The 26895-nt window shown below is 54.3% G+C and carries 16 protein-coding genes; 10 read left to right on the top strand and 6 right to left on the bottom strand.

Annotated elements, in window-relative coordinates; genetic code table 11:
• Positions 1-5: 5 nt before the first annotated feature.
• The 3 genes from ACR3ZL_RS27030 to ACR3ZL_RS27020 are packed head-to-tail and all read left to right on the top strand — an operon-like array spanning position 6 to position 12210.
• Positions 6-5315 (top strand): amino acid adenylation domain-containing protein, encoded by a 5310-nt coding sequence (locus ACR3ZL_RS27030; protein WP_486173112.1) that lies wholly within the window; start codon positions 6-8, stop codon positions 5313-5315.
• The gene (locus ACR3ZL_RS27025; protein ID WP_473649986.1) at positions 5312-7096 is read left to right on the top strand and encodes an NAD(P)-binding domain-containing protein; all 1785 of its coding nucleotides are present in this window, start codon (positions 5312-5314) and stop codon (positions 7094-7096) included. Before ACR3ZL_RS27030 ends, ACR3ZL_RS27025 begins: the two co-directional genes overlap by 4 nt.
• A complete protein-coding gene (locus ACR3ZL_RS27020; RefSeq protein ID WP_473649987.1) occupies positions 7072-12210 on the top strand; it encodes an amino acid adenylation domain-containing protein in 5139 nt (1712 codons plus the stop codon). The genes ACR3ZL_RS27025 and ACR3ZL_RS27020 overlap by 25 nt, the downstream gene beginning before the upstream one ends.
• Before the next feature lie 25 nt (positions 12211-12235).
• Here the strand turns inward: ACR3ZL_RS27020 and ACR3ZL_RS27015 are convergent, their stop codons facing one another.
• From ACR3ZL_RS27015 to ACR3ZL_RS26990, 6 genes are all read right to left on the bottom strand, one after another.
• A complete protein-coding gene (locus ACR3ZL_RS27015) occupies positions 12236-13195 on the bottom strand; it encodes a hypothetical protein (RefSeq protein WP_473649988.1) in 960 nt (319 codons plus the stop codon).
• 193 nt (positions 13196-13388) lie between these two features.
• Positions 13389-14642 (bottom strand): GNAT family N-acetyltransferase, encoded by a 1254-nt coding sequence (locus ACR3ZL_RS27010; protein ID WP_473649989.1) that lies wholly within the window; start codon positions 14640-14642, stop codon positions 13389-13391.
• 238 nt (positions 14643-14880) lie between these two features.
• Positions 14881-15033 carry a type B 50S ribosomal protein L36 gene (ykgO, locus tag ACR3ZL_RS27005; protein WP_068259038.1) on the bottom strand — a complete coding sequence of 51 codons (153 nt, stop codon included), beginning with the start codon at positions 15031-15033 and terminating at the stop codon, positions 14881-14883.
• Positions 15034-15146: 113 nt separating this feature from the next.
• Positions 15147-16937 carry a hypothetical protein gene (locus tag ACR3ZL_RS27000; RefSeq protein ID WP_473649990.1) on the bottom strand — a complete coding sequence of 597 codons (1791 nt, stop codon included), beginning with the start codon at positions 16935-16937 and terminating at the stop codon, positions 15147-15149.
• A gap of 210 nt (positions 16938-17147) precedes the next feature.
• Positions 17148-17807, bottom strand: coding sequence for an FHA domain-containing protein (locus ACR3ZL_RS26995; RefSeq protein WP_486173111.1), 660 nt, complete (start codon positions 17805-17807; stop codon positions 17148-17150).
• Between the two features lie 198 nt (positions 17808-18005).
• Entirely contained in the window at positions 18006-19442 is a 1437-nt protein-coding gene (locus tag ACR3ZL_RS26990; RefSeq protein ID WP_473653447.1) for a class I SAM-dependent rRNA methyltransferase, read from the bottom strand.
• Positions 19443-19807: 365 nt separating this feature from the next.
• Between ACR3ZL_RS26990 and ACR3ZL_RS26985 the strand changes: the two genes are divergently transcribed.
• The 7 genes from ACR3ZL_RS26985 to ACR3ZL_RS26955 all read left to right on the top strand — a co-directional run bounded on the left by ACR3ZL_RS26985 (position 19808) and on the right by ACR3ZL_RS26955 (position 26865).
• Entirely contained in the window at positions 19808-20083 is a 276-nt protein-coding gene (locus tag ACR3ZL_RS26985) for a 4Fe-4S binding protein (RefSeq protein ID WP_473649992.1), read from the top strand.
• Positions 20070-21422 (top strand): lysylphosphatidylglycerol synthase domain-containing protein, encoded by a 1353-nt coding sequence (locus ACR3ZL_RS26980; protein WP_473649993.1) that lies wholly within the window; start codon positions 20070-20072, stop codon positions 21420-21422. Before ACR3ZL_RS26985 ends, ACR3ZL_RS26980 begins: the two co-directional genes overlap by 14 nt.
• 54 nt (positions 21423-21476) lie before the next feature.
• A complete protein-coding gene (gene truB, locus ACR3ZL_RS26975; protein ID WP_486173110.1) occupies positions 21477-22544 on the top strand; it encodes a tRNA pseudouridine(55) synthase TruB in 1068 nt (355 codons plus the stop codon).
• Positions 22545-22591: 47 nt separating this feature from the next.
• Positions 22592-23662 (top strand): DUF3500 domain-containing protein, encoded by a 1071-nt coding sequence (locus tag ACR3ZL_RS26970; protein ID WP_473649995.1) that lies wholly within the window; start codon positions 22592-22594, stop codon positions 23660-23662.
• Between the two features lie 372 nt (positions 23663-24034).
• Complete coding sequence (locus tag ACR3ZL_RS26965; RefSeq protein ID WP_473649996.1) at positions 24035-24874, top strand: UDP-2,3-diacylglucosamine diphosphatase; 840 nt, start codon at positions 24035-24037, stop codon at positions 24872-24874.
• Between the two features lie 42 nt (positions 24875-24916).
• On the top strand, positions 24917-26116 hold the full coding sequence (locus tag ACR3ZL_RS26960; RefSeq protein WP_473649997.1) for a BtaA family protein: 1200 nt from the start codon (positions 24917-24919) through the stop codon (positions 26114-26116).
• Positions 26113-26865 (top strand): class I SAM-dependent methyltransferase, encoded by a 753-nt coding sequence (locus ACR3ZL_RS26955; RefSeq protein WP_473649998.1) that lies wholly within the window; start codon positions 26113-26115, stop codon positions 26863-26865. Before ACR3ZL_RS26960 ends, ACR3ZL_RS26955 begins: the two co-directional genes overlap by 4 nt.
• Positions 26866-26895 lie beyond the last annotated feature (30 nt).

The raw sequence follows: 26895 nt of genomic DNA, 5'->3' as shown, positions 1-26895 counted from the left end.
AAACTGTGGAATACGAAATCACCACTGATCGAAGTAGCGACAATCACGAAACTCGCGGTATGCAGCCGCCGGTTCATGTGGCTGGAAAAACTGCGCCGTTGCGGTCCGATTCGATCGCAACGAAGTCCTTGGGCCAATTCCTTTCAGGTTCGCGGTCAAACACAACCTCGGCGAAGATCGATCGAGGTGACTTTTCCGCCATCCAGTTGCCGACGCTGGTCGAGTATTGTTTGCACTATGCGAAAAACGAGACCGCCACGCAGCCAGCTTTCACACATGTAACCGGACAGCCGGGAACGCACGATCGGCTGACATTCGAGCAATTAGACCGACGCGCTTGCGCCATTGCTGCTGAAATTCAAAGACGCGGAGGATCGGGGCATCCTGTCTTGGTCGTTCAAGAGCCTGGCGTGGATTACGCTGCATCGCTCTTTGGATGTTTGTACGCGCGGGCCATCGCGGTGCCGGTCTATCCTCCGCAAATGTTGCGTTTGCAACAAACCTTGCCTCGTCTTCAAGCGATGATCGCCAACGCGGGTGCGAAGTGCATGTTGAGCTCACGCTCGATTATCGGAGACTCATTGCTGCCGTTGTGGGGCATGCCTGATGAGATGGCGATCGCCGTTGACGAAGTGGATGCACAGGCCGCCGAAGATTGGGATGGTGTGTTGCCTAGCACGGACGACGTCGCCGTCTTGCAATACACATCGGGATCGACTGGGAATCCACGCGGCGTGATACTTTCGCACCGGGTGTTGCTTAGCAATCTAAATGCTGTCATCGAACACTATCACTTCGAAGGCGCAAACAGTGTCCAGTGGGTTCCACCCTATCACGACATGGGATTGATTGGTGGCATCTTTGTGCCGATTTTCCGTGGTGTGGAAACGGTTGTAATCTCACCAGTCGACTTTGTGCGTGACCCGTTGTTGTGGCTCAAGTGCATTGATCACTACAACGGTTCCAGCAACGGATCTCCCAACTTTGGATACGAGCTTTGCGTGCGGCGCATCAGCGATGCAGATTGCGAAGCAGCCGAATTGGACTTGAGTTCGTGGAAGGTTGCCATCGCGGGTGCTGAGCCTGTGCGAGCGTCAACGCTACGACGATTCACGGAAAAGTTTTCTCGCTTTGGTTTTGCACCCGAGTCCTTTTGTCCGGCTTTCGGGATGGCGGAAACGACCGTGGTCGCGACCGGAACCCCGTTGGAATCACTCTTTCGTTCGTTCGTCGTCGACTCGACCAAACTGCAAAGCGGAGTGGTCGAAACGGTCGCCGAATCAGGTGGCTCGGATCCGGTCAATACGCTCGAGTTAGTCAGTTCCGGAGTACCGGTCGATTCGATGTCTTTCGAGATCGTCGACCCGCAAACTTGCCTTCGCGTACCCGATGGGCGTGTCGGCGAAATCTGGGTGCGTGGCGATTCGGTGGCGTTGGGGTATTGGAACGACAAGGAAGCCACTGAGCGAACGTTCCACGCACGCATCGAAGGTGAAGATTCTCGCGAGTACCTGCGCACTGGCGATCTTGGGACACGCATCGACGGCGAATTGATCGTCACCGGGCGGCTGAAAGAACTCATCATCGTTGCCGGCCGGAATTTGTATCCGCACGATGTGGAAGAGGTTGTTCAGTCCGTCAGCGAAGCGTTCCGACCTGATACCGGAACGGCATTTTCGATGGACACGGGGGATAGCGAGGAACTCGTGATCGTCCAAGAACTGTGGCGTCCTAGAAAATTTTCAGCCGAAGAGTTGCTGCCTGAAATTGTGGCATCGGTACTGGATCAAACGCATGTGACACCGCACACGGTCGTGTTGGTGCGATCGGGAAGTTTGCACAAGACTTCGTCCGGGAAGCTGCGTCGAAACGACACGAAGCAGGCCTTCTTGAATGGCGAACTAACGGAAGTGGCCCGCTGGGAAGCTTCCGGAGTGACGAAACAAGATTCCAAAGCTTCATCGCCGCCGATTACCGAGACGGAAAAACGCGTCGCTAAGATTTGGTCGCGGTTGCTCAACGTGGATGACATTGGTCGCCAAGACGACTTCTTTCACCTTGGTGGCGGATCGCTGTTGGTGGGTGAAATGTTGACCGAGGTCGCAGCGGACCTCCAAACCGAACTGTCAATCACGACGGCATTTCGGCACAGCACACTCGCGGAATTCGCGAAGGCATTGGATGAACAATCCGGTACTTCCAATTCGCTGGTCACCATTCCGCAAACGTCGCTTCAATCGGGTAAGGCCTATCCGCTATCCCATGCTCAACGCCGGTTCTGGTTGTTGGATCAATTGGGACAGACCGACGCGTTTGTTTATGTGCCGGTATCGATTGAGCTAGACGGTCATATCGAAGTTGAAGCTCTGCAAGCGGCAATCGACTCGTTGGTAATTCAACATCCGATGTTGCGCACCCGAGTCGTCGAACAGGACGGTGACGTGTGGCAAATGATTGCTTCGCCTAATGATGAGTCGTCGCGAACGATTGTTCGTACCAATGCGAATGAACCTGCCGGAAGTGACGAACTGTTTCAAGTCAAGCTTACGCAAAGTGATTCGCAATCAAGCCGAATTGATTTGCGGTTCCACCATATGATTTGTGACGCATCAAGCGTTGAAGTTTTGCTGGCCGATTTGCAGGCGATCTTAAATTCGGATTCTGCACCGACGGACAACGCGGAAGCGACTTCGTATGTCGACTATGCCGCTTGGGATCAAAGCGAGCCGCGACAAGCGATGTTCGACTCGGGTGTGGAATACTGGCAACAGCGTCTCGAAGGCGTATCGCAAGAGTTTAATCTTCCTCGACACGAATCCAGTCAGGATGTGACGGCGAAGGTCTTTCACACCGAGGTGCCTGACGATCTTGGGAAACAGATTGAACGGATTGCAACGCAGCACGGCGTGACCGCTTCGATGGTTTACCTGACCGTGTTCCAGAGTGTGTTAGCTCGATACGGCGACAGTGATGATTTCGTGATCACGGTTCCGACTTCGTATCGCCCGGCGAAGGGGCTGAATCGAACGGTCGGTTGTTTCGTGAATCCCATTGCCTATCGCGCGACTGTCGAACCACTCGCAAGTCTCTGCGACGCGATGGTGGCTTCACGAGATCGTTTGTTGGCTGACCTTGATCATGCCGACGTGCCGTTTCAGCAGGTGTTGGGGGCCGTCGATGTCGATCGTACCGGACTGCGAATGCCACTGTCGCAGATCATGTTTCTCTATCAGCCGGCGATGAAGTCGCTCAAGCAGTTAGGGAAAACTTCGGTGCGGACAGTCAAAGCGGATTACTCCGACGTGACGGCATACGATCTCGCATTGGTCGTCGAACCTTCGCAAGCGACTGAATTGACGTTGATCGCCGGTCGGTCAATTGACCACGACGCCGCGGAACGAATTTTGAATGACTTGCAGCGATCATTGGAATGGATCGCAGGCAACCCTGAGTGCCGCGGTTCCGTATCCGAACTTGCCATCTCATTGCCGGTTCACACCGATTCGCAAGCGAAGCCGGCCGATACTCTAGCGATGTTAATCGATCGACTTTCCGAACATGCCAGCCTTCGTCCTAGTGCGATTGCGATTACGGATGATCAAGCTTCGTTAAGCTACGCGGACTTGGATTCATCAACGAATCGGGTCGCCGCGGCACTCATTGATCAAGGGATCCAGCCAGGTGACTTGATTGCCATCGAGATGCCTCGTTCGCTGGACTTAATCGTCGCGATCTTGGCGGTTTGGAAAGCACGGGCCGGTTACGTTCCATTGACGGAATCCATGCCCCGCCAGCGACGCCAGCAGATTCTTGACGATGCTCAACCCAAGTTGTTGATTGATTCGGCGATGTGGGATTCGTTGCTAAGCGGCGGGGAATCTTTCAACAAACCGACTTCGGTTGATGTTGGCGGAAAAACTGACGATCTGGCTTACGTGATGTACACGTCTGGCTCAACTGGCGTGCCTAAGGGCGTGGCGATCGAGCAGGGCAGTGTTTCCAATTTGTTAGCATCGTTCGCGGAACAACCTGCGTTCTCCGCCGATGACACCATGTTGGCAGTCACGACGGTCACGTTTGATATTTCGGTGTTGGAAATGTTCCTGCCGATTTGGTGCGGTGGCGGTGTTCGCATCACCGCCCATCAAATTAGCGATGCTCCAGAAGCCGTCGCTGAGCTAATTGAACAATCCGATTGCACACACGTGCAATCAACTCCATCGGCGTTTCGAATGTTGCTGTCGACGGGTTGGCGTCCCGGTGCCAAGCTGACTTTGTTGTGCGGTGGTGAACCGTTGATGCATGATGTTGCCAGCGAGTTGTTATCGACCAATCAATCGCTATGGAACGTTTACGGACCGACCGAAACAACGGTTTGGTCGACGATGCAACGCATCTTAGATCCGAATTCGATCACAATTGGAACTCCGATTCGCGAAACCGTATGCCGAGTGCTAGATCGCAATCATTTGGAAACACCGATTGGTGTCACCGGTGAATTGTGGATCGGTGGGCAGGGCGTTGCTCGCGGTTATTTCCGAAACGAGGAACAGACTTCCGAACGCTTTGTTCGGATTGATAAGGATCGCTTTTATCGAACCGGCGATCAAGTCCGACTACGGCCAGATGGTCAATACGAGTTTCTCGCTCGCAATGACCGACAAGTCAAAATCCGTGGTTTCCGTGTTGAACTGGATGAAATCGAGGCCGCGATCCAACAATGCGATGGTGTAGCACGGGCCGCGGTCGTGCTGCGTCAGAACCAATCGGGTTATGACAATTTTGAGGCCTATTGCGGTGTGTCCCAAGATCATCAAGGCGATCCGTTAACCGTCGACGCCTTGAAGCAGGATTTGAGCGACCGGCTTCCAGCCTACATGATTCCAGTAACGATTCATTTAATGGATCAGTTGCCGCAAACACCTGCTGGTAAGACCGATTACAAAGCGTTGCCTGCCAATGTGGGCGAAGACGTGGGGGCAACCAGCGAACCGCCGCAAACACCGATTGAAAAAACCTTGGCGGAAGCTTGGTGTGAGATCTTGGAAGTGGAATCCGTGGGCCGCCACGATCACTTCTTTGACCTAGGCGGCAACTCATTGATGGCGGCACAATTGTTCGCTCGATTGCGTGAACGGTTCCAAGTCCAACTGCAACTCAGCGAAATTTATCAGCGACCGACGATATCGGCCTTAGCGGAAGCTATTGTTCAAAACCAAGCTGACACTCAGGCGGATGAAATATCCGATCTGCTAAGCCAGCTCGACTCACTTTCCGACGACGAAGCCCTTAAAGCTCTCGAGCAAGATTCATGAGCGAATCACAATCTCCTGTTGAACTTGATTTTCTGATCATTGGTGCCGGCCCTGCGGGTATCCAACTGGGCTACTTCATGAAGAAGGCCGGTTGCAGCCACTTGATCTTAGAAGCCGCTGATCGACCGGGCACTTTTTTAGAGAAGTACCCACGCCACGGTAAGTTGCTGTCGATCAACAAGATTCATACCGGTTATACCGATCGCGCTACTCAGCTTCGTTACGACTGGAACTCGTTGCTATGTGATGATGATGACATGGCGATGACAAATTATTCCAAGGAATATTTTCCAACCACGGAAGAGTACGCCAAGTACACGCGTGACTTTGTCGAACGTTTTGATCTGAGTATTCAGTACAACACCAACGTCACGTCCGTCCGAAAGGCGGATAATGTTGGCGAAGGTTATGTGGTCCAAGATCATCACGGAACGACATACCATGTCCGTTGTCTGATCGTTGCCGTAGGCGTGCAAAAGCCTTATGTGCCCAACATCCCAGGCATCGAGCTGGCTGAAAACTACATGGATATGTCGTTGGATCCCGATGATTTTGCCGGTCAAAAAGTTTTGATCTTGGGCAAGGGGAACTCGGCGTTCGAGACGGCAAATCATTTGATCGCGGCCACGCGAGTGACGCATTTGTGCAGCCCCAATCCCATTAAGATGGCGTGGCAGACGCACTTCTTTGGCCACCTTCGTGCGGTCAACAACGACTTTCTAGATACCTATATCCTGAAAGGCCAAAACTCGGTTCTTGATGCAGAGGTCGAGTGTATCGAGAAGGTCGGGGATGAGTACCACGTGCGCATTCGCTTTACGCATGCGGAAGATCAACGAGCGGTTTTGGCTTACGACCGTGTGCTTTGCTGTACCGGTTTTCAGTGGGATCCGACATTCTTCGATGCCGATTGCCAACCGGACATGGCTTGCGAAGATCGGTTGCCGGCGATGACCAGCGGTTGGGAATCGACGAACCTGCCTGGTGTCTTTTACGCTGGCACAATCACACAAATTCGCGATCTGAAGAAGACGATGAGCAGTGTGCTGCACGGCTTTCGTTTTAACACCGCAAGTCTTTTCAACATCGTCACCGAACGCGTTCTGGGCACGCCCTGGCCGCGAGATTGCTTCGAAGCGACGTCACACAATATTGCTGAAAAGATTACCGAACAGGTCAGTTCGGCTGCTGGCTTGATGCACCAACCTGGATTTCTAGGTGATTGCTTGGTGGTGGACGACGAAACCGGACAAGCGGAGTATTTTGCCAATCTTGCGGTGGACTACATCCAAGACAGTGACTTCGCCAAAAATGCTCACTACTACATTATTACGATGGAGTACGGTGAGTTCGATGGCGATTTGTTCAACAAAGAACGCGATCCAGATGCCGCCAAGGGCTACGACGATGCTTATCTGCACCCGCGGATTCGTCGTATGTGTCGCGGGCGAATGCTTGCCGAACATCACATTTCCGAATCCTTGGAAAATGATTGGCGAATTGGCAAACATCCGGGCGATCTACCTCTGATTCGCGCTCTGGATTTCAAAGGCCAGGCTGATCCGACCCAATACCAAGAAACGCATCGCGAACAGTTGGTGCAGTACTTGGAAACACAATTGGCGGTGGGTTCACCCGGAATTGATGAAGTCCCCGCCGCAGTCGGCTGCTCAGACGATTCGATGGGACACAACGCGGGTGAAACGTGCGGCTGCACAGCTGCTTTCCCGACGACTACCCCGCCGGATGGCCAAACATGTCCGACCTCGAGAAACGCCTAGCCCAATTATCTCCTGCCAAACGGGCTTTGTTGGAGAAGATGATCTTGGAGCGAGGCGGAAGCCTCACGGCCGAGATTCCGGTGCGACCTGCAGATGCGGCGGCCGAGCTATCAGGTGCGGAAAAACGATTGTGGTTTGTCGACCAGATCGCCAAAGACGATCCGTTCTACAACATGCCGCTGGCTGCGCGATTGCGTGGACCGTTGAAGCAAGAAGCATTCGAACGCGCTGTCCAAACCGTTGTGGAACGTCATGAGTCGTTGCGGACGACCTACCATCTTTCCGATGGAACGCCGTTTCGTCATGTGCACGCGTCGATGCCGGTGCGCTGCAATTGGGTTGATCTTTCGTCGTCAAACGATGCGGAAGCCGATCTAAAGAGCCGCATGCGAGTTGCCGGGCGGGCGCCTTTCGATCTTGAAAATGGACCGCTGTTGCGGGTGACGGTTTACCAACTGGGTGAAGATCACCATGTCGTCTTACTGGTGATGCACCACATCGTTTCGGACGGTTGGTCGATGATCGTGATGTTGCGAGAATTGACGCTCGCGTATGAAGCCTTTGTGATCGGCGAGAAAGCGGATTTGTCACCGCTTACGATTCAGTACGCTGATTTTGCGCACTGGCAAAACGAGCGTCTCTCGGGCGACCGCATTGATTCGCAAATGGATTATTGGCGTGGACAACTTGGTGATGCGCCGGCGGTGCTGGACTTACCGGTAGACCGACATCGCCCGGCGATTCAGGATTTCATTGGGGCCACAGTCGAATTTGAATTATCCAGCGAGCTGACGAAAGGCGTCAATGAACTCGCAATTCAATTGCGAACGACTCCTTTTGTGGTCTTGATGGCAGCCGAAGCGGTTTTGTTATCACGCAGTTGTCGCCAGGATGAATTGGTTTTGGGGACGGCTTCAGCAGGACGTGTTCATCCTGAAATCGAGCCGTTGATCGGCTTCTTTGTCAACACGCTGCCACTGCGAATCGACTTAAAGGAATCGCCAACATTTGCCGAGTTGGTTCAGCAAATTCACACCACGACATTGCAGGCTCACGAGAATGCCGAGGTGCCTTTCGAACGATTGGTTGAGGAGTTCGCGCCGACTCGAGATCGAAGTTTTTCACCCATCTTTCAAGCCGCATTGGTGATGCAAAACTTGCCGCGTGACCATAAGTTGGCTCGTGATTTGGGACGCGAGGCGAGTTTGCAGGTTGATCCAATCTTGGTCGATAACGGAACGGCGAAATATGACCTGACGTTCTTCTTGTGGGAAGAAGACCATCGCTTGATTGGACATGTCGAGTACCGTTCGACCTTGTTGGACAGCACGACGATCCAGCGAATGATCGAGTCCTACCGGACGATTTTGGAAGCGGCGGTGGCGACGCCGGAAGCGAAAACAGAACGGCTTCCGATGTTGTCCAGTGATCAGTTCGAACAGGTTGTGAACGTTTTTAACGACACTTTGGTTTCCGAGGATGGAACGCAACTGCTGCACGAGTTGGTTGAGGAGCAAGCGACAAGCCGGCCTAACAAAGTTGCCGTAGTCGATGATGGGAAAGAGTTTACCTTTGAACAACTGATTCGCCGCGCGGAGCAAATCGCTCAGCATTTATTGGGCGAAGGGATACAACCCGAATCGGCCGTGGTGCTTCGTCTACCACGATCGTTTGATTTGATCGCGGTTGTTCTTGGCGTGTTGAAAGCAGGTGGGAGCTTTGTGCCAACGAACATGGACGCGCCGCAATTGCGTCTGGATCAGGTCGTTGACGACGTCGACGCGTTTGCAGTTATCGATTCGAAGTGGCTAGAAACGCATGCCGGTGAACCGGAGCAGAAGACCGCATGGCCCGATGTTAAGTCGACCGATCGCGCGTACGTGATTTTTACTTCGGGATCGACTGGGAAGCCAAAGGGAGTCCAGATCGAACACCGAACGATCACGAACTTCATTCGTGGTCAGATCGAACGGATGGAAGTGTGCCGGGACGATCGCTTCTTGTTCAGCTTTTCGCCGGCGTTCGACGGAGCAGTTTCAGAAATCTTTTACTCGCTTTCGAGTGGCGGCACGTGCGTACCGGTGGACCAGTCAACGTTGTTGGATCCGACAACGCTTAGTCAGTTTTTAAACGATTCGAAGATCACCGTTGCAAAGTTCCCGCCAGCATTGTTGGCGATGTTGAACCCGCAAGATGTCCCCAATTTGCGAACCATCGCTTCGGCAGGCGACAAGTTGACCGGAGAACTTGGACGTCGTTGGACGAATGCGAAACGCCGCGTTTTCAATGGTTATGGTCCAACTGAAGTCAGTGTTGGTTGCAGCATGATGCCGCTGCATCGGAAGTGGGAAAACGAGAAGCCGCCGATTGGACGTCCCATGCGAAACATGCGGATGTACGTCTTGGATGGGCACCGTCAACCGTTGCCGATCGGCGTGACGGGCGAGATCTACATTGGTGGTGCCGGGGTCGGGCGTGGCTATCTGAACGCTCCCGAATTGACGGATGAAGTTTTTGTTGACGACCCGTTTGCGGCCCCGCCGTATCCGGATCTGGACCGAGCGAGAATGTATCGGACCGGTGATTTAGGTCGTTGGTTGCCCAGTGGTGAGATGGAATTTGTCGGACGCGCTGATGATCAGGTTAGTGTGCGTGGTTATCGGATCGAGCCGGGCGAAATCGCGTCGGTTCTAGAAACGTTGCCCGCCGTTCGGCTGGCTGCGGTTGTGGAACGATCCGATGATGAAAGTTCGCAGTTGGTTGCTTATGTGGTGGCCGAACAGGAAGCATTTGACGTTGATTGGATCAATGCGTCAGAACGTGATCACGTTTCGCAGTGGCACAATTTGTTTGAACAAACCCACCGTCTCGCCCCGCCCGTGCTGGATACGGCCTTTAACGTCACCGGCTGGATCAGCACGTTCACGGGACAACCGATTCCGACCGCCGAAATGCGGGAGTGGGCCGACGGAGCGGTCAGCCGCATTGTGTCGCTCAACACCGATCGTGTTCTTGAAATTGGATGCGGAACAGGTTTGTTATTGTTACGGGTGGCCGAGCATTGTCAGTCGTATGTGGGTTCCGACTTGTTGGAATCATCGCTAGACAACATCCGGGTGGAATTGCAACGTAAGCCGGAATTGAAGTCCAAGGTCAGGCTACACCAATCCAACGCTGATGATTTTTCGCACTTACTTGGCGATTCCACGAAACGCGAATCGTTTGATTGCTTAGTGCTTAATTCGGTTGTGCAGTACTTTCCGTCGCTGACTTACCTGCAGCGAGTGTTGCACGATGCGATTGAGTTCATCGAGCCCGGTGGGTATCTATTTCTCGGTGACATCCGAAATTTATTGCTGCAAGATGTGATGGCGGCCGCGGTGGAACGAGCGCGAGCTGAATCCACTTTACCGATATCGGAACTGAAGCATCATGTTGCTTCACGAATTGAACACGAAGAGGAGTTGCTGATTGATCCACGTTGGTTTGACCAGCTTACGGAGATTCACCCGCGTTTGCGTGAAGCAAAAATTTTATTGAAGGCGGCGGATGCGAATAACGAGTTGAGCCAGTTTCGATACGACGTGGTGATGCGAGTTGACGAGCCTGTTTCAGATGATGTCTTAGAGCAAATTCAAGCAACACAATATGAAACGAAGCTGGCTTGCGAGCGAGCCGCCGAAGAGATCAAAGCTTGGCAGTTGATTCAGTCCATGGGGCAGGGGCAAACCGTCGCCGATCTGGAAGCGGCGATTGATGCGGCTGAGCAAGGCAAGCCGGTGATGCTGGATATTGAACCGGCCGACCGCTTTGCAAACGACCCGGCGGCTTCTGAGGTGTCACGTCGGTTTACCAAGCATCTGCGAGACGAGCTGCTTGAACGGTTGCCTAGCTACATGGTTCCATCGGCCTTTGTGCTGATGGATGAATTGCCTCGAACAACCAATGGGAAGATCGATCGCGATGCGTTACCGCGTCCATCGGGCCGACCTGCGTGGGCGGGAGACTTTGAGGCCGCCAGCACACCTACACAGAAAGTCCTCGTTGAGATCTGGGAAGAGCTCTTGGATGCGCATCCGATTGGCGTGCGAGACGATTTCTTTGAATTAGGCGGTCACAGCATGTTGGCCGTGCGAATGACCAGCGAGGTTGAAAAGAAGCTGGGCGAACGTCTGCCGTTGGTGGCATTGTTCCAGGATGCAACGATTGCTCACCTTGCCGAGTTGATTGATCAACCGGAGTTGGCTTCCATCAGTTCAACCTTGGTTCCTTTGTCCGCCGCGGCTGTGAAATCGTCCACGACATCGAAGTCAGCACCGTTGTTCTGCATTCATCCGGCCGGTGGCACGGTATTTTGCTACCGAGAATTGGCCCATTTCTTGTCAGCTGAAGACTCATCGAACGATCGAGCGATCTATGGATTGCAGGCACATGGGATCGATGGAAATCGGCCACCGCATGAAACGCTAGCGGAGATGGCGGCGCATTACGCCCGTGTGATTTCGGAACAACAACCTAGCGGAAAGGTTCATTTGGCAGGATGGTCGCTCGGCGGAAACATCGCTTTTGAAGTGGCTCGCCAATTGCGAATTCGTGGGCGATCCGTTGGCATCGTCGCTCTTCTTGATTCGGGTTTGTTGTCACCTGAAACGGAATTGCGAGAAGAAGACTTCTTGCCGCTGTTGTCGGCGCTATTTCCAGGGGCCGCTAACTTGGACCTGGAGGCGATCCGTCAAAAGCCACCCGCCGAACAACTTCAATTTTTCGTTGATCGAGCGGCCCAGGCGGGCATCGTTCCGGAAGAATTGGATGCCGAGAACCTAGCGGCGAATAATGCGATGCACGTCTTTGGAGTCTTCCAGGCGAACGTGAAAGCGGTTCATGAATACGTTGCGGAGCCCTACGATGGTGAAGTGCATCTGTTCCGACCGGAGGATCAGGATCGAACCAATCCGTTGTTCGATGATCCGTTGTTGGGTTGGCGAGCGGTGACCGAGGGAGTGCAAGTAGTGACCGTGCCAGGTGACCACGCTCACATGCTGCAGGAACCTGCTGTCAATGCGTTGGCCAAGCAACTCGCGGGGATGTTAAGTCAGAACGAAGCTTTGGCGTGAACAGCCTTCGGAGAGCACTTGTTGGCTAACGGCGTGGGTCGTCGCCGCGACCACGCCGCGACCGAGAGTCGCCACGAGGGCCCTTTAGTAGCGAACTGACATCAAACGCTTCGCCTTTAAGAGACTCGAACTGCTCTTTTTGATTCGCATCGAGGACGTCCATCATCATGGATTCAATTTCGGTGCGGATGTCTTGCATCTTGCCGTGGAAGTCTTGGCGAGGTCCAGCTTGTCGCATCTCTTGGAAGCTCTTTCGCATCTTTTCGTCTTGGACGCGGCGGATTTGCTTGAGCTTGTCAATTTGAACTTCGGTTAATGCGAGTTCCTTTTGGACTTTCGGCGCACCGAGTGCCATTGGACCGTGAACTTGAATGGCAATCTGTTCGAGCCGTTCGACTTGTTTAGGCTGAAGCACTTCGACAAGGCGGTTGCGCTGTTCTTCTCGCCGGCTTTGGATTTTCTGAAAGAGCTTTGCTCGTTCTTCGTCGCTGGCGTTTCGGAAGTCAAATTCTCGATCGCTGTCGTCACCACGCTTCAAATCCGATTGTTCACGTTGTTGGTGTCGCAGTTGCCGTTCCAGGTCCCTCAATCGTTCCACTTGGTCGGGTACCAAATTCAGTTCCGATTGAACCTTAGATGAGCGAAGAAGCCCGAACATGATTTCGCTGCCGGAAGGCTTTCCGCCAGGGCCGCGTTTCCCATCACCATCATGATCCCGGCGATCGCCACCTTCCCGGCGATCACCACCATCTCGGCGATCACCACCATCTCGTGAACGACCATTCTTGCCGTCCTTGTTGCGAGATTGATCGTCCTTGTCTTTTTCCTTGTCAGCGGACTGCGGTGGGACGCGATTGGGCGCGGAGTCGTTGCTGGCGACTTTGTCGCCCGATGGAGGTGTCTGGGAGGCGACTTCGACGCTGGTGACGACCGCGAAAGCTAGGCAGCCGATAAGGCATGCGATGAAAAAAGGACGCTTTGTCATGAATCTGAGGTGGCAAGAGCACTTGTCGTTTTGCCGAAAATGGACGGCACTGTTCTATTGAAACCCCATTGAGGGCCTAAGTTTCGCAAACAACGACACATTCGAGCGTTGCTGGGCCGAAATTCAGCGGATATCCGGCCAAACGCGGGCATCGCCCCAGGAGCGAGAAACGCGGCGTTCTGGATGCCTTTGACTAGCTTAGCTTCTTGATGCCAGCGGTGGGATGAATCGTCCGCCAGCCCTTCTTGATCAGCTCTTTCATCGGGATCTGTTTCAGACAGGCGACGACTCGGTTTTCAAGCGAGAATGAAAATCGATGCCACCTGGAATCGGTGATCGTTCCGTAGGCCACTTCGCTGGTCGTTGTGGTTTGCTTTTGCTTGTAGGGTTGTTCGCCGTAGCCCATGTCGATGCAGTTGATACCGTGGCTGCTAGCGGCGCGAACGATCTCGGTAAACAGAGCGGTGCCAGGCGAGTAGCGAGCGTAGGTCGGATCGTATGTGGGGAACCAATAATGCAGACGGCCTCGTTCGATCATCCCGTAGTGCGCGGCGACGACTTTGTCGCCTGCCCAAAGCACCGACAGGATTCCCTTGAGCGGTTGCTTGCCTAATTGGCAAAACTCAGCTTCGTTGGAGACCATCGAGGTGAGGTCCGGCCGGTGGGAGTCTGCTTCGCTGCACGCGATTTCGTCATCCCCATTATGCAGCTCATCAACCAGCTTGCGTGTCCAATCGGGGAGGAACAAATCGAGAATGTGCGTGCGGTGGTACTGCGCCCTTTTCCACTGAATCGTTTGCTTGAGAATGTCAGGGCATCGGCAGTCGATTTCCAGGCGGACTTCGCCAACCTCTCGACTCAGTTTGCGAGTCTTCTGGCCCTGTTTGCCGATCGTGCGGTGATCCCGTTCCAGTCGTCGCAGGAATTGCTTGGAGTCGCCCGCTAGGTCTGCTCGAAAGGCTCGGACGGTTTCTAGTCGATAGTCAGCAATCCAGTCCGATTTGGCTTGGATGATCGAATGCATGTTGAATGCGGTGACTTTGCACGCCTGAAGCCATGCCGACCAGTCCACACGAGTGGCATCCAGTCCGATCACGCTTTGAGCGTCGTTTAGAAATCGACCCACGGGAACGCCAACCCGCCCAACACGATGGAAGGGTAGAAAGCCGATGGCATGTTCGGGATCGAGGGCTGACCCGACGGCGCCATGGTCGTTGGAATCCGTGTCCTGTTCCGACGTCGTGGCAACAGCGACGAGAACATCACCTCGGGCGCGATGAACGGCTGCAGCAAACCGAGGCGAAAAGAAGGGCTGGTCGAATTGGGCGGAATCGTCAGCGATCCACCGCAATGCGTCCCACTTGTGGAGCATTTCTGGTGAGAGGTCGTCGAAAGCGACAACCTGAATTCGGGACGCCGGTACAACGGATCGATCGCTCAACTTCATGGCTGAAGGAGCAACGTCCTCCCACTGTTCCGAATGGACGCCCGGGTTTAGCGGAGCATCAACCTTCGAACGAGTCGGATCACCTTGGTGTGGTGCAGGGGGAGGGGTGACGTCAGGCAACACCAGGGAGATCGATAAACGCGGCAAAGAAGGAAGGCAAGACAGGATGACATCCGTGCATCGCATTCATTCAGGTTAGTCCAAATGGCCTAACTTGCACAGTTAACGAAATCGTTTTCTAACGACGGGTCTTTTTGACCTTCGCTCCGCCTTGGCGGACCTTGAACTTTGGATTGCTCTTGCAAATGACGTAAATTCGGCCACGTCGTTTGACGACTTGGCAATCAGGGTGGCGGTATTTCAACGCGCCGATACTGCTAACGACCTTCATGAGATGATTCTCGGGGTGGATATGCGTTGTATAGGTAGTGTTTCGGGCCACGCAGGATAGCGAAATTTCAGCGGTGGGCAACGGCAATCCGAAATCCAGCCTAGAAAAGTACGCTAAGACTGATTCGAAGAGGCTGATGTCAGCATCTGATCGAAGGCCGAAACCAAGTATTCCAAGGGGAACAAACAAAACGACCATTCACGACTGGCCAAGATCTGTTCTTCGGCAGAAGCCTGGTGTAACTGTGCTAATTCCGAACGTAATGTCGCTCGGGTTGGCTCCAGCAACGCAGACAGCTTGCCGTTGATCGACTCAATTTGCCGGTGCCAGTCACTTCGCTGGTGGTGTGGAGGCATGTTATCGAGCAGGTCTCGTTTTTGGCGAGCGAGAGCCTGGATCGCGGGCGAATCGTGGATGATGTTGAGTTTGGTGTCGTTTTCGGTCGAGTTTTCTGAGTTGGAAGCGTTGCCAGCCCAGCGTTCACCTTGGTACTGGGTATCCCGGATTTTTCGCTGCAGGGTGCTGATCTTGTCCGCACGGTCGGGGTCAACCGACTGACCGGGAAGTCGCAATGTTGCGGAAACGACCTGAAAGGCGGGGGCTGTGATGCCGTAGAACTGGCTCATGATTCGATCTGCAAGCTGATCGTATTTGCCGCCGCCGATGCCGTGCAGGAACAAATCGCTCAGCAGTAAGCGTGCGAACATGGTGGTGACGAGCGCTCTCGGTCGCAGCTTGAATTCGGGTGAATTGGATTCTGAAAGAATCACGGCAGCCCGATCTCGATCGCCAGCGGGCAACAAAACGCCCGGACGATCATTGGAGCGATCCGTGATTTCCAATTGGTCGCCTATTCGGCGGACCCACACGGCTCGCCGGGTTGGCGAATCATTGCCGTACACCCATAGCGGCAATTCCCAATATTCACCGTCGACAGTCAAGTTCGGGACGGGGTGGGCGTTGCTGCGGATCCCATGCCAGGCACGGTAGTGGTCAGCCGAATCGTTATAGACTTGATGAAAACGCTCGAAATCGTCGATCCACTCCATCACAAAGCGGGCGAACGGGAGTCCGCGAACGGCAACGCCCAGCGGGATTTCTAGCGTGTTCCAGCCCAATTCCGCCTCGAGTGAGTGCCGGGCTTGAGCGAGCGCACAACCGGCGATTTCGCAACGGCGAATTGCCTCGCGAGCATGCGGCCATAGCGAGGAAATCAGCGGGTTCTTCACCAATGGAGCAATCGTCCGTTGGACCCCATTTTCGAAAGCGTCGAACTGCCTCAGGTCTCGGATTTTGGCTTGTTCGTAAGGGATCCCCGACCCGCCATTGTCGTACCCCACCGACGAAATACGAGCTCGCCCGAACGAATCTCGGACGGGCACGCGAATGGAACGACTTGATGCGACGTCGTTATCGATCACCAAGTTGATGCCAATCGCACCCGTTTCTTGGCTGATGTGCTGCAACGCAAAATTCTTAAACCACACACCTGGATGAAAAAGTGTGGGCTGATGACCGGCCATCACGATCGGTGGCGTTTCCAGGTGGGGTGCCGTGCCGGGCAAGGGATTGCCTGCGGCGATGGCTTCCTGGTTGCTGGTTTGCGTGTTGCTGCCGCTTGGTCCGCTGACGGTTCGATACGCCGACGTGTATCGCCGCGCATCCTGAATCACTTGTTGGCGAGCTTGCTGGCTTAGCTTGTGCCAAAAATCAGATTCGCTCGAACCGCTCAAGCCGACTTCATCACAAAGATTTTGCTTCAGCAGAAGCTCGGAATCGCCGATCTCTGGATCGATCAAGGCGGTACGGTCGTCCTGGCGAGCACGGAAAGCTCGATAGCCCGTGGTAGGGCGGGCTGGTGTGGTCACGACAGCGGATTCGTTAGTGATGGAAGATGCGGTCATCAAAGTTTGAAACGAGTGGCAAAGTCGGATAGGAAAGACCGTGCAGTCCAGCTGCATTCCGGTTGGCCAACGAGCTTCAATAAGTCTCGCAGTGCTGGACCGAAATCAACCAACCATCGGGTCGGTCGGCTGGAACATACAACTCTAGGAGTTGGACCAGTCGAACGCTGGCTAATCAACGCCGGGCGAATCGATACGGGCCAACCCGTCTTAAGGCCAGTCAGGATCAGTGACAGACCGGTTCAGCGACGCCAAACGAGATTGCACGTCAAGCAATCGCTGCCAAGCAGACTGCTTTAGCAACACTTGTTCCGTATCCTCATCCGTTTCCGCAGTTTCAATCAAACGTTCCAACCGATTTTGAAGGAAATCGAGGATCTCGCAAAGTTGCGCCTTTTGTCCTGGCGAAAGATCGTCCGGAATCCCAGGCAATTCTTCTACCTGTAGCGATTCGACCGGCAACGGGCTTTCAGGTTCCTGTTGCAGATCAACGGCGATCGATTCATCCAGTGACTTAATGTCTCGATTGAGCGTTCCCCCGCCATTGCCCATCAATCGCAGTCGCTCGGCGATCTGTTCTTCGGACCCCAGCAACAAAAGGCTTCGGCCCACCGCAATCAGATCACCGTGACGCAGGATCTTCAGTTGGCATTCCGAACCGTTAACTTTGGTTCCGTTGGTGCTGTCCAGATCCGTCAAGACGAGGCGATCATTATCGCGTTGGATCTTCAGATGACATCGGCTAACTCGCTCGTCGTTGAGCTGGATGTCGTTCCCTTCTTCACGTCCGATCGTCAGCGGTGGCGAGATTTCCTCGAACAGCTTCCCGCGGTCAGCGCCGTGCAGAACTTTGATCGTTACATTCGACACCGATCGGCCTCGGACGAAAATTGAAGAAGGCGGAGAATCCTCAAGGGACTGGAAACACCTTACCAAAAAACGATACGTGTTCCCAGAAACTGAAAAAGGGGATGTTGACTATAAACGCGTCAAGTGGCTACGTCTCCCGCAATCACGTTTTTGATTGCGTAATTTTCACTTCCGGGGCATCGATTATGCGGGGCACCGCTACTGCACCTCGGCAATGACGCATTTCAAATAGTCACTTTCAGGACAGGATACCGCACATGGGTGGTCGGGTGATGGGCCAAGTACTCGCGTCATCACCAAATCTCGCCGGCGTTTGCGGCCGACATCAACCAGCATGTTCAGGAAATCAGCACGCGAGACGTGTCCTGAGCAACTGCAGGTGACCAAAATTCCCGATGGGTTGAGCAGGTCGACGGCGGACATGTTCAGTCGAGCGTAGGCCCGCAGCGCGGCGTCGACTTGGCGTCGCGACCCGGCAAACCGAGGTGGATCGAGGATGATCGCATCGAACTTTTCGCCGTCTTGGCCGCGTTGCTTGAGATCATCGAAGCAGTCCGCTTTTTCGAACTGGACGTGATCTAGCGAGTTCGCAGCCGCGTTTTGGCGAGCCATCTCAAGTGCTTTCTCGCTGCTGTCGACGCCAATCACCTCAGCGGCGCCCGCCCGAGCGGCGGCCAAGGCGAAGCCGCCCGTGTAAGTGCAAACGTCCAGGACTCGGCGACCCTTCATGTACGATGCGGCGATCGCATGGTTGTCTTGTTGGTCCAGGTAGCCGCCCGTCTTTTGCCCGTCGCAAAGATTCAAAGCCATCTTCAAGTCGTTGTGCTGGTACCACACTCGACCGGATTCTTCCGATTCCAGCCCGCGGCTCCAGGACTCGATTTTGGTAATCCAGTCCGACGAGACGCCTTCGTGTTTGGCCGTCGCAGGATCCATCCGGCAAACGACTCGTTGGCACGGCGTGCCGTACTTTTCGCAAGCCGCCAAGACTTGATCGATCAGGAATTCGCCTCGCTGTAACAAAGCTGCCGAGGTGAACTGGATGGACAGACAATCCGCATAGCGATCCACGATTAAGCCGCTAAGCAGGTCCGATTCGCTAAAGATCAAACGCTCACCACCGCCAGCAAGGTTCGGGCGAACCGTTGATTGTCGACGGCGAGCGACGGCTTGGTCGACACGACGAGCAAACAGGGCATCGTTGATCGGTTGGTCAGCTTCGAAACTGTAAAGTCGCAATCGCAATCGGCTGGCTGGGTTGTATAGACCTCGTCCGATCCAGTTGCCGTCATGGTCAAGTAGCTCGGCGACTTGGCCGAACTGATTCTTGGTGTCGGCTTGGTCAGCGGCGAGATCAGTGGCCTCGGTCGGTGCTGCCTCGGTTTGAGCGGCGTCCGTCTGAGTGGTTTCCGGAACTGCCGTCAGTGCTGCGTTGTCTTTCGCGTTCTTGCCGGACTTGAGGTTCTTGTTGACGCGTTTGCCGTCGCCACGCTGGTTATCTGAGCGCGTCCCGTCGGCTAACGCGGTGGCCAACACCCAGGGGTGCCGCGATAGAAACGGAAAGTGACGGTTGGGTTTGGTTCGCAAAATCATCGCGGCGGTCGCTTCCGTCTCGGTGGGTGGGTGCGATTCCATGGCGTCTGAAGTGGCGGAATCGGTTGTTTCGGTGTCGTCGGAGGGGTGGGGCACGATGTTGAAGCTTCGAAAAGGGGACGGTCGTCAAAGGGCCGTTTTACTTGCAGGAACCAGAAACTATGCCCTGAAATTCAAAATTTGCGAGATGGGAGGTTTGCCCAAGCTTCCTGATTCGGCAAAATAGAACATTGCCGTCTAGGCAAAATAAAGGGTCTGCGGAAACCTGCGTTTGCGATTCTGGTGAATTGCAGACGGATTTCGGCCAAGTTCCCAAGCGGGCTGGTCCGATAATTCTGCCAATTGGCAGACGCTTCTGCTGCCTTTCACACTGAAGTTTTGATTGCTGAAAACCTAAGGTAATATTTATGCACGTCGTCGCCGAACCCTGCTCCGGATGCAAGTACACCGATTGCGTTGTCGTTTGTCCCGTAGAATGTTTCTACGAAGGCGAACAAATGCTCTACATCCACCCGGAAGAGTGCATCGATTGTGAAGCATGCGTCCCCGAGTGTCCTGTTGAAGCGATCTTCCACGAAGACAATTTGCCGGAAGAGTGGCAGAAATACATCGAGATCAACGCAGAGCAATCCGAGGAATGCGAAGTGATCACCGAGAAAAAAGAACCGCTTGCCGATAACTGAGCGTGATGCGGATTGGCCCAATGATGATCGTCCTGAAGATGACCAGGACGGTGACAACCGGGGCAATCGTGATCTCCAAGGACACTCTCATTTGCCCGTAGCCGAGCGATCGTCGATTGTCGAGCGTTGCCGGCAAGTCGGGGCGGTTGCATTGCCCTGGATCAAGCGAGTTGTTTTCTTGCTTGTGTTGATGGGGTTGGTGGCTGCGGCGATCCAGTCCAGTCGACGTTGGGTGGCTGAGACTGCGAAATTGACTGCGGAAGCGGAGTCTTTGCAACTGCAAGCCGCTGCGGCGAGCGACCCAGTTCGTCGTTCGGTATTGCGTTCCGAGGCGGATGCAAGGATCGCTGCGATCCCCTCGCTCGGTAATGTGCGTTGGGATCGAATGGCCTTCGCCGCGTTTCTATACGGGCTAGGGTTACTGCCACCGGGTTGGATTTTGCACCGGTGTTGCCTGGCAATGCAGGTTCCTTCTCGATGGCGTTTGGCCGTTGCCGCCCAATTGCTGGGGCATGTGGGGAAGTATGTGCCGGGTAAAGCTCTAGTGGTCGTGCTGCGCGTCGGCGCGATCTTGCCCAAAGGGCTGCCTGCGTCGCAGCGCCCAGTCGGTCGCGCCACAACTTGTGTCTTTTTAGAAACCCTGTTGATGATGGGCGTCGGCGGTTTTCTCGCTGGGGCGTTGTTGTGGAATTCGCCATTGCCGATTTGGGTGCGGTCGATGGCAGCGTTGATGGCGGTCGGTTCGATGTTGCCACTCAGCCCGCCGATCATGCGGCGATTGGTAGCTGTCGTACAACGTCGCCGAGCTAAACGGGAGCAAGCCTCTGCCTACCAACCGCAAGCCTCCGCCGACCAACCGCAAGCAACGGACGACCCGTTGCCGGTATCACAATCGCCAACGGTTCAAGGAATCACGTGGTCGTTATTAACGGTATGTGGTTTGGCGTCGTTGATTTCGTGGGCGTTCATTGGCGGTTCGTTTGCGTGCCTGGTTTCCGCGATCCCTTCGTGGGAAACCTTTTCTGATGCTGGGGTAGCGAACGAATTGGCGTCTGCGGCTAGCGTCGATGGTCTTGCTTCCTGGTTTGACTTGCTTTCTTGGACCGGGACGGCGACCGCGGCGATCTCGCTCGGCATGGTACTCGGGTTTGCATCACTGTTGCCCGGTGGTGCTGGCGTGCGGGAATACGTCACCTTGCTTGTTCTTGCGCCCGTGATTGGGCCAACCCACGCGTTGTTGTCGGTGATCGCGGCGCGGTTGATGTTTATCGCTGTGGAAGCCATCCTGGCGGCGGTCGCTTGGGTTTACTTGCGACGTTTTTCAGCCAACGCTCTGTAAATTCACTCTTAACGCAACCGAAATTCACTCGTAACACAACCGTTTATCAAGACCTTGAAAGACACTTTTCCTACAGCACCCTTTGGTTTCCTGCCTTTCAATAAACCCAAGGGCATGACGTCTCGTGACCTTGCCAACCGAGTTCAGCGACGACTGCGGCGCGAGAATGAAAATCGCAAGCTGAAGGTTGGGCATACTGGCACGCTGGATCCTTTGGCATCCGGTTTGGTGGTGTTGGCCGTTGGTTCCGCGACTCGGTTGACGCCGTGGATGTTAAAGCCAACGAAACGTTACGTTGCTACTTTCCGGTTTGGTGCCCACAGCGAGTCTGGCGATCTGGAAGAACTGGTGATCGAAGTGGCTGATCCGGTCGTGCCAACGCGTGCGCAGGTCGAACAAGCACTTGCCAGTTTCAGCGGTTGGGTCGATCAAACGCCTCCGTCGCACTCCGCGATTTGGGTCAACGGCGAACGTGCCCATCAACGCATCCGTCGCGGTGAAGAAATTGAAATGCCAACCCGTCGAGTCTGGCTGGGTGCCATTGAATTGCTGCGATACGAACCGCCTACCATTCAAGTCGATGTGACTTGTGGTTCGGGAACTTACTTGCGGTCGTTGGGGATCGACATTGCTGCCGCCTGTCAAACGGTTGCCGTGATGACGGACTTGGTACGCACCGAAGTAGGGAATTTCCATCTCGATGCAGCGATCGATTGCATGCCACCGAACGATCCGCCGCCGGTTCCAGGGATGCCCTTGCGGCACGAACTAACACCGATGAGCGATCTGAATGAGGTGACAGGTTCCCCGTGGTTAACCGATTGCGTTCAGTCGCCGATCCCTGCGTTATCCTTCATGCCCCGAATGGATCTGGATCGAGTGGACGCCTATCGCGTGCGAAATGGCTTGTATGTCACCGGGGAGCCAACTGCGCCAGAACACATGTCGGTGCCGCCGGACGATCCGAATCCTCAAACTGACTTGGCGGGTAACGAATACACCGCTGGTGAGATGATCGCGGTCGACCCCGAGGGAGACCTCGTGGCGATCATGCGGATCAAAAAGGCGCACTGGGCACCTTATCGAGTGTTCGCACCGACGTCCGATCAACTACAATCCTGATTCCGCAATCCCGCCTTCACAGCCTCCCACCTCAGCCCGCCTTTGCCATGTTTCACCGTACCGCCCGTCTGTTTTCGTTTGTATTTGTTGCCGCCTTGGTTTGTTGCGTCGTCGGCTGGAAGATTTCTCAGTCGCCCGCGGAGCAAATGCAAACCTTCGCAACCGCCTATCTAGAAACGCTCGACGACAGTCAACGCGAATTGACAATGAAGAATTTTGATTCGCCCGAGCGTGTGGGCTGGCACTTCATTCCCAAAGACGAACGCAAGGGATTGATGCTGGAGAAGATGAACGATGCTCAACGCACCGCGGCGCTGCGTTTGTTGCGTTCGGCATTGAGCGAAGCTGGGTACTTCAAGGCGAATCGAATCATGTTGCTGGAAGAAGTGCTCAACGAAATGGAGGCTGGTAAAGGTCGTTGGGAACGAAACCCACAGCGCTATTACGTGACCTTGTTCGGGGATCCGAGTCAAACAGCCTCGAAAGACGACAGTGGGAAAGCCGCTAAATGGGGACTCAGTTTCGAAGGGCATCACTTGTCATTGAACTTTGTTTGCCGTGGTAACAAAGTGCTCGACAGCACGCCCCAATTCCTAGCCGCAAACCCTGCGGTGGTCATGAATGACACCACCGTGACGCTCGGTAAAGGGACCGCTGTACTAAGTCGTGAAGAGCAACTGGGGTTCAAGTTGGTTAACGGCTTCGCGCCCCAGCAAAAAGAACTCGCGGTGATTGCGGATCAGGCCCCGCGAGACATTCGCTTTATTGCCCAGACGCAACCGGACGTGCTTCCTCCCGAAGGAATCGCTTATTCGAAACTGGATGACAGTCAAAAAGAGTTGTTGCAAGAGTTGGTTTTTCTTTACACCGATGTCGCCCCTGATGAAGTGGCGTCAAAACGACGTGCCGAGATCCAAGAGGATGGCTGGGACAACGTGTGGTTCGCTTGGGCCGGCGCAACGAAGCCTGGTGTTGGCCACTATTACCGAGTTCAAGGAAAACGTTTCCTGATTGAATTCGCAAACTCGCAATCGGATCCGGCTGGTAATCCTGCCAATCACATCCATACGATCTATCGCGATTTGACTGGCGACTTCGACTTGCCAATCACCCAGTAGTCTCGAAGCGATTGAAGTCTTTGACGGGCTAATTTTTATAATGGTGCAGCGACATGCAAGATGGTTGTTGCACGGTGTCCCACTCCGTCGTGGGTTCATGGTGAAGGTACAAGTATCTTCACCGAATCTTTGCAAAGCGTCGCTCATCCAGGTGGAGCACGCCAATGAGTGATGGGCTTCGGTAACAGCGAGGCAATCTTCACCAAAACCTGATCTTCGAAGTCGTCTGAACTTCATGGAAGTTTTCTAAGATCCGCCGCGTGGAAAGTTCAAAACGGAATTGAACTTTTCAGTTGGCGGACTTTGTCCTGCGGCGCATGCTGGCAGCGTGAGGCACCGTCTGGAAAGCTTCCTTTCATTGAAACGGCACGCATGGCCGAACAATCAGATGGTCTGTTTGAACACGAGAGTGAACGTCGTGTTCGTACACTCTTTATCAGTGATACTCACTTGGGATGCCGATACAGTCGTCCTGACGCGTTGTATCACTTCTTGGGCCAGTATCGACCAGACCAACTGTTTTTAGTGGGCGATGTCGTCGACGGCTGGAAGTTGAGTCGACGTTGGCACTGGCAACCAATCTACAACCGCATTCTGGATCGCTTGCGTGAGATGATGGGTTGCGGAACTCAGATCACGTATTTGCCGGGGAACCACGATGCTTTGTTCCGTAACCCGTTACACCGTCGCTTGCTAACGGATCATTGCAAGTACCTTTTGATCACCGATCAAGTGGTTTTTCATGCGGCCGACGGACGCCGCTTTTTGGTGACGCATGGTGATCGCTTTGATTGGTTCGAAACCAACGCGGTCTGGCTCTCCAAATTGCTGATGCGAACGTACGACCCACTGCTTGGGATCAGCCGCTGGCGACACCGGTTTAGCAGGAATCACGCTGCCAATCCGTATGCCGTCTGCAATCGACTGAAACGACAAACCAAGTCGATTGCCAAGTTTGTTTCTGCCTTCCAGCAACAACTGATCACACATGCCGAACGTGTGGGCTGCGACGGAATCATTTGTGGGCACCTGCACAGTCCCACGATCGCTCAATCGGATTCCGTGATTTACTGCAACACCGGTGACTGGGTGGAAAACTGTACCGGGTTGATCGAGCGTTTCGATGGCACGCTGGAGTTGCACTCACATTACCAAGACTTACCGCTGCAAACGTTGCCGCCCCGCGAGCAATGTCAGTTGTCGATTGCCTGAACGGACTGACCACGAATCCCCCTTTTCTTAGATAGGAACCCCATGTTTCACCGTTGGTTCGAAGCGAAATGTTTCCGTGCGATTCACTCTCGCAACCTGGTTTACAACACCTGTTGGGAAGATCCACGGCTAGACCGTCAAGCTCTTCGACTGCATTCGAATGATCGCGTCGTCATGATCACTTCGGCGGGATGCAATGCATTGGATTACGCGCTGGACAGCCCGGCGTCGATTGATTGTGTGGACATGAACCCGCTGCAAAACGCATTGCTGGAACTGAAGATCGCGGGCATTCGAGAATTGGACTACGAAGATTTCTTTGCCGCCTTCGGCACCGGCTGGCATCCGGATTGGAACCACTTATACGACACTCGGTTGCGCCCTCAATTAACGCCCAAAGTGCGCGAGTCCTGGGATTCGCGTCGGCATTTCTTTGACGGTTCGGCGAGACGTGGGACTTTCTATTTCCATGGTACATCAGGGCTATTTGCTTGGTGGATCAATCATTATCTCGATCGCGTCGGGCTTCGTGATGCCGTGAGGGATTTGATTGCCGCGCCCGATGTGGAAACGCAACGAGAAATATTTGCTGAGCAGCGTGTCGAGAAACGCTTGTGGAGAATGCCTATCCGTTGGGCTCTTCGGCGTGATACGACGATGGCCATGTTGGGTGTGCCAAGGTCACAACGTTTGCAGATCGATCGCACCTACACCGGCGGGATTGAAAGCTTCGTACGAGATCGAGTGCAAGCGGTTCTGACGAATCTGGCGTTGGCTGATAACTACTTTTGGCGGGTGTACCTGACGGGGGCATACTCCCAAGATTGTTGTCCCGAGTATCTTAAGCGTGACAATTTCGAGCTGTTGAAAGGCGGCTTGGTCGATCGGGTGCGTTGCCATACGCAAACGATGGAAGGTTTCCTATCCAGCCGAGACCATGCGTTTGACCGGTTTGTGCTGCTCGACCACATGGACTGGATGGCTGAACGGGCACCGGAAGCATTGGCTGAAGAATGGCAAGCGATTGTGGATCATGCCGGTTCGGACGCACGAATACTCTGGCGAAGTGCCGGGCCAGAGGTCGGGTTTGTCAATCCAATTCAAGTTCGCCATCGTGGCAGCGTCCGTCGACTGGGTGAACTGTTGAGCTACCGTTTTGATCTTGCTCAGCGGTTGCACCAGTTGGACCGCGTCAACACTTACGGAAGTTTCCATATTGCGGACCTGGAGACCGCAGCGTGAGAACGCTTGTATCCGATATGCGCACCATCGGGCAGCTTTTATTGGTGCCCGTCCGTGGTGACACTCACCAGGATCGGTTGGAGAGCTTTTATCGAGCTCAAGCGAGTGACTACGATTCGTTTCGCGAACGCATGTTGCATGGACGCCGAGAGTTGATCGACTCGTTGGTCTTTCCGGACCAAGGTGTGTGGGTCGATTTGGGATGCGGCACCGGTAAAAATCTGGAGTTTGCCGGTAAGGAGATTTCCAAGCTCGGAGGGATCGAATTGGTTGATCTTTCCGATTCGATGTTGAAGGTGGCTGCCAAACGGATCGAAAGTTTGCGCTGTGATGGAATGATTGATTCTTCGACTGAAACCCAAGTTCGGTGTTGTGATGCGACCGCGACACCGTTGGCCGATGGGTGTGCCGATGTCGTCACGCTTTCTTACTCGTTAACCATGATTCCAAACTGGTTTTCCGCGATCGATGAGGCATGTCGGTTGTTGAAGGTGGGCGGCACCATTGCCGTTGTCGACTTCTATGTGTCACGCAAGCATGCCAGTCGTGACCGAGTTCGGCATGGTTGGTTGACTCGAACGGGGTGGCCGATTTGGTTTGGGACCGACAATGTTAATTTGTCGCCCGATCACCTGCCGATGCTATCGAAACGGTTTCAAACGCGATCGCTGCATGAATCGCGTGGTTCGATTCCCTATCTGCCGTTGGTGCGTGTTCCGCACTATCGGTTTGTCGGCACGAAAGGGTAAGCAGCACGAAGGTTTGAGTAAAAGAGAAGC

Source organism: Rhodopirellula sp. J20-39 (assembly GCF_057365095.1).
The sequence above is the reverse complement of the archived record's forward strand: the minus strand, read 5'-3'. Positions and strand labels throughout refer to the sequence as shown.

Bases quoted from the DNA above. Each gene is read 5' to 3' on its own strand.
- ACR3ZL_RS27025 (WP_473649986.1), top strand. From the start codon at position 5,312: ATGAGCGAATCACAATCTCCTGTTGAACTTGATTTTCTGATCATTGGT.
- ACR3ZL_RS27020 (WP_473649987.1), top strand. From the start codon at position 7,072: ATGTCCGACCTCGAGAAACGCCTAGCCCAATTATCTCCTGCCAAACGG.
- ACR3ZL_RS27015 (WP_473649988.1), bottom strand. From the start codon at position 13,195: ATGACAAAGCGTCCTTTTTTCATCGCATGCCTTATCGGCTGCCTAGCT.
- ACR3ZL_RS27010 (WP_473649989.1), bottom strand. From the start codon at position 14,642: ATGAAGTTGAGCGATCGATCCGTTGTACCGGCGTCCCGAATTCAGGTT.
- ykgO (WP_068259038.1), bottom strand. From the start codon at position 15,033: ATGAAGGTCGTTAGCAGTATCGGCGCGTTGAAATACCGCCACCCTGAT.
- ACR3ZL_RS27000 (WP_473649990.1), bottom strand. From the start codon at position 16,937: ATGACCGCATCTTCCATCACTAACGAATCCGCTGTCGTGACCACACCA.
- ACR3ZL_RS26990 (WP_473653447.1), bottom strand. From the start codon at position 19,442: ATGGAATCGCACCCACCCACCGAGACGGAAGCGACCGCCGCGATGATT.
- ACR3ZL_RS26985 (WP_473649992.1), top strand. From the start codon at position 19,808: ATGCACGTCGTCGCCGAACCCTGCTCCGGATGCAAGTACACCGATTGC.
- ACR3ZL_RS26970 (WP_473649995.1), top strand. From the start codon at position 22,592: ATGTTTCACCGTACCGCCCGTCTGTTTTCGTTTGTATTTGTTGCCGCC.
- ACR3ZL_RS26965 (WP_473649996.1), top strand. From the start codon at position 24,035: ATGGCCGAACAATCAGATGGTCTGTTTGAACACGAGAGTGAACGTCGT.
- ACR3ZL_RS26960 (WP_473649997.1), top strand. From the start codon at position 24,917: ATGTTTCACCGTTGGTTCGAAGCGAAATGTTTCCGTGCGATTCACTCT.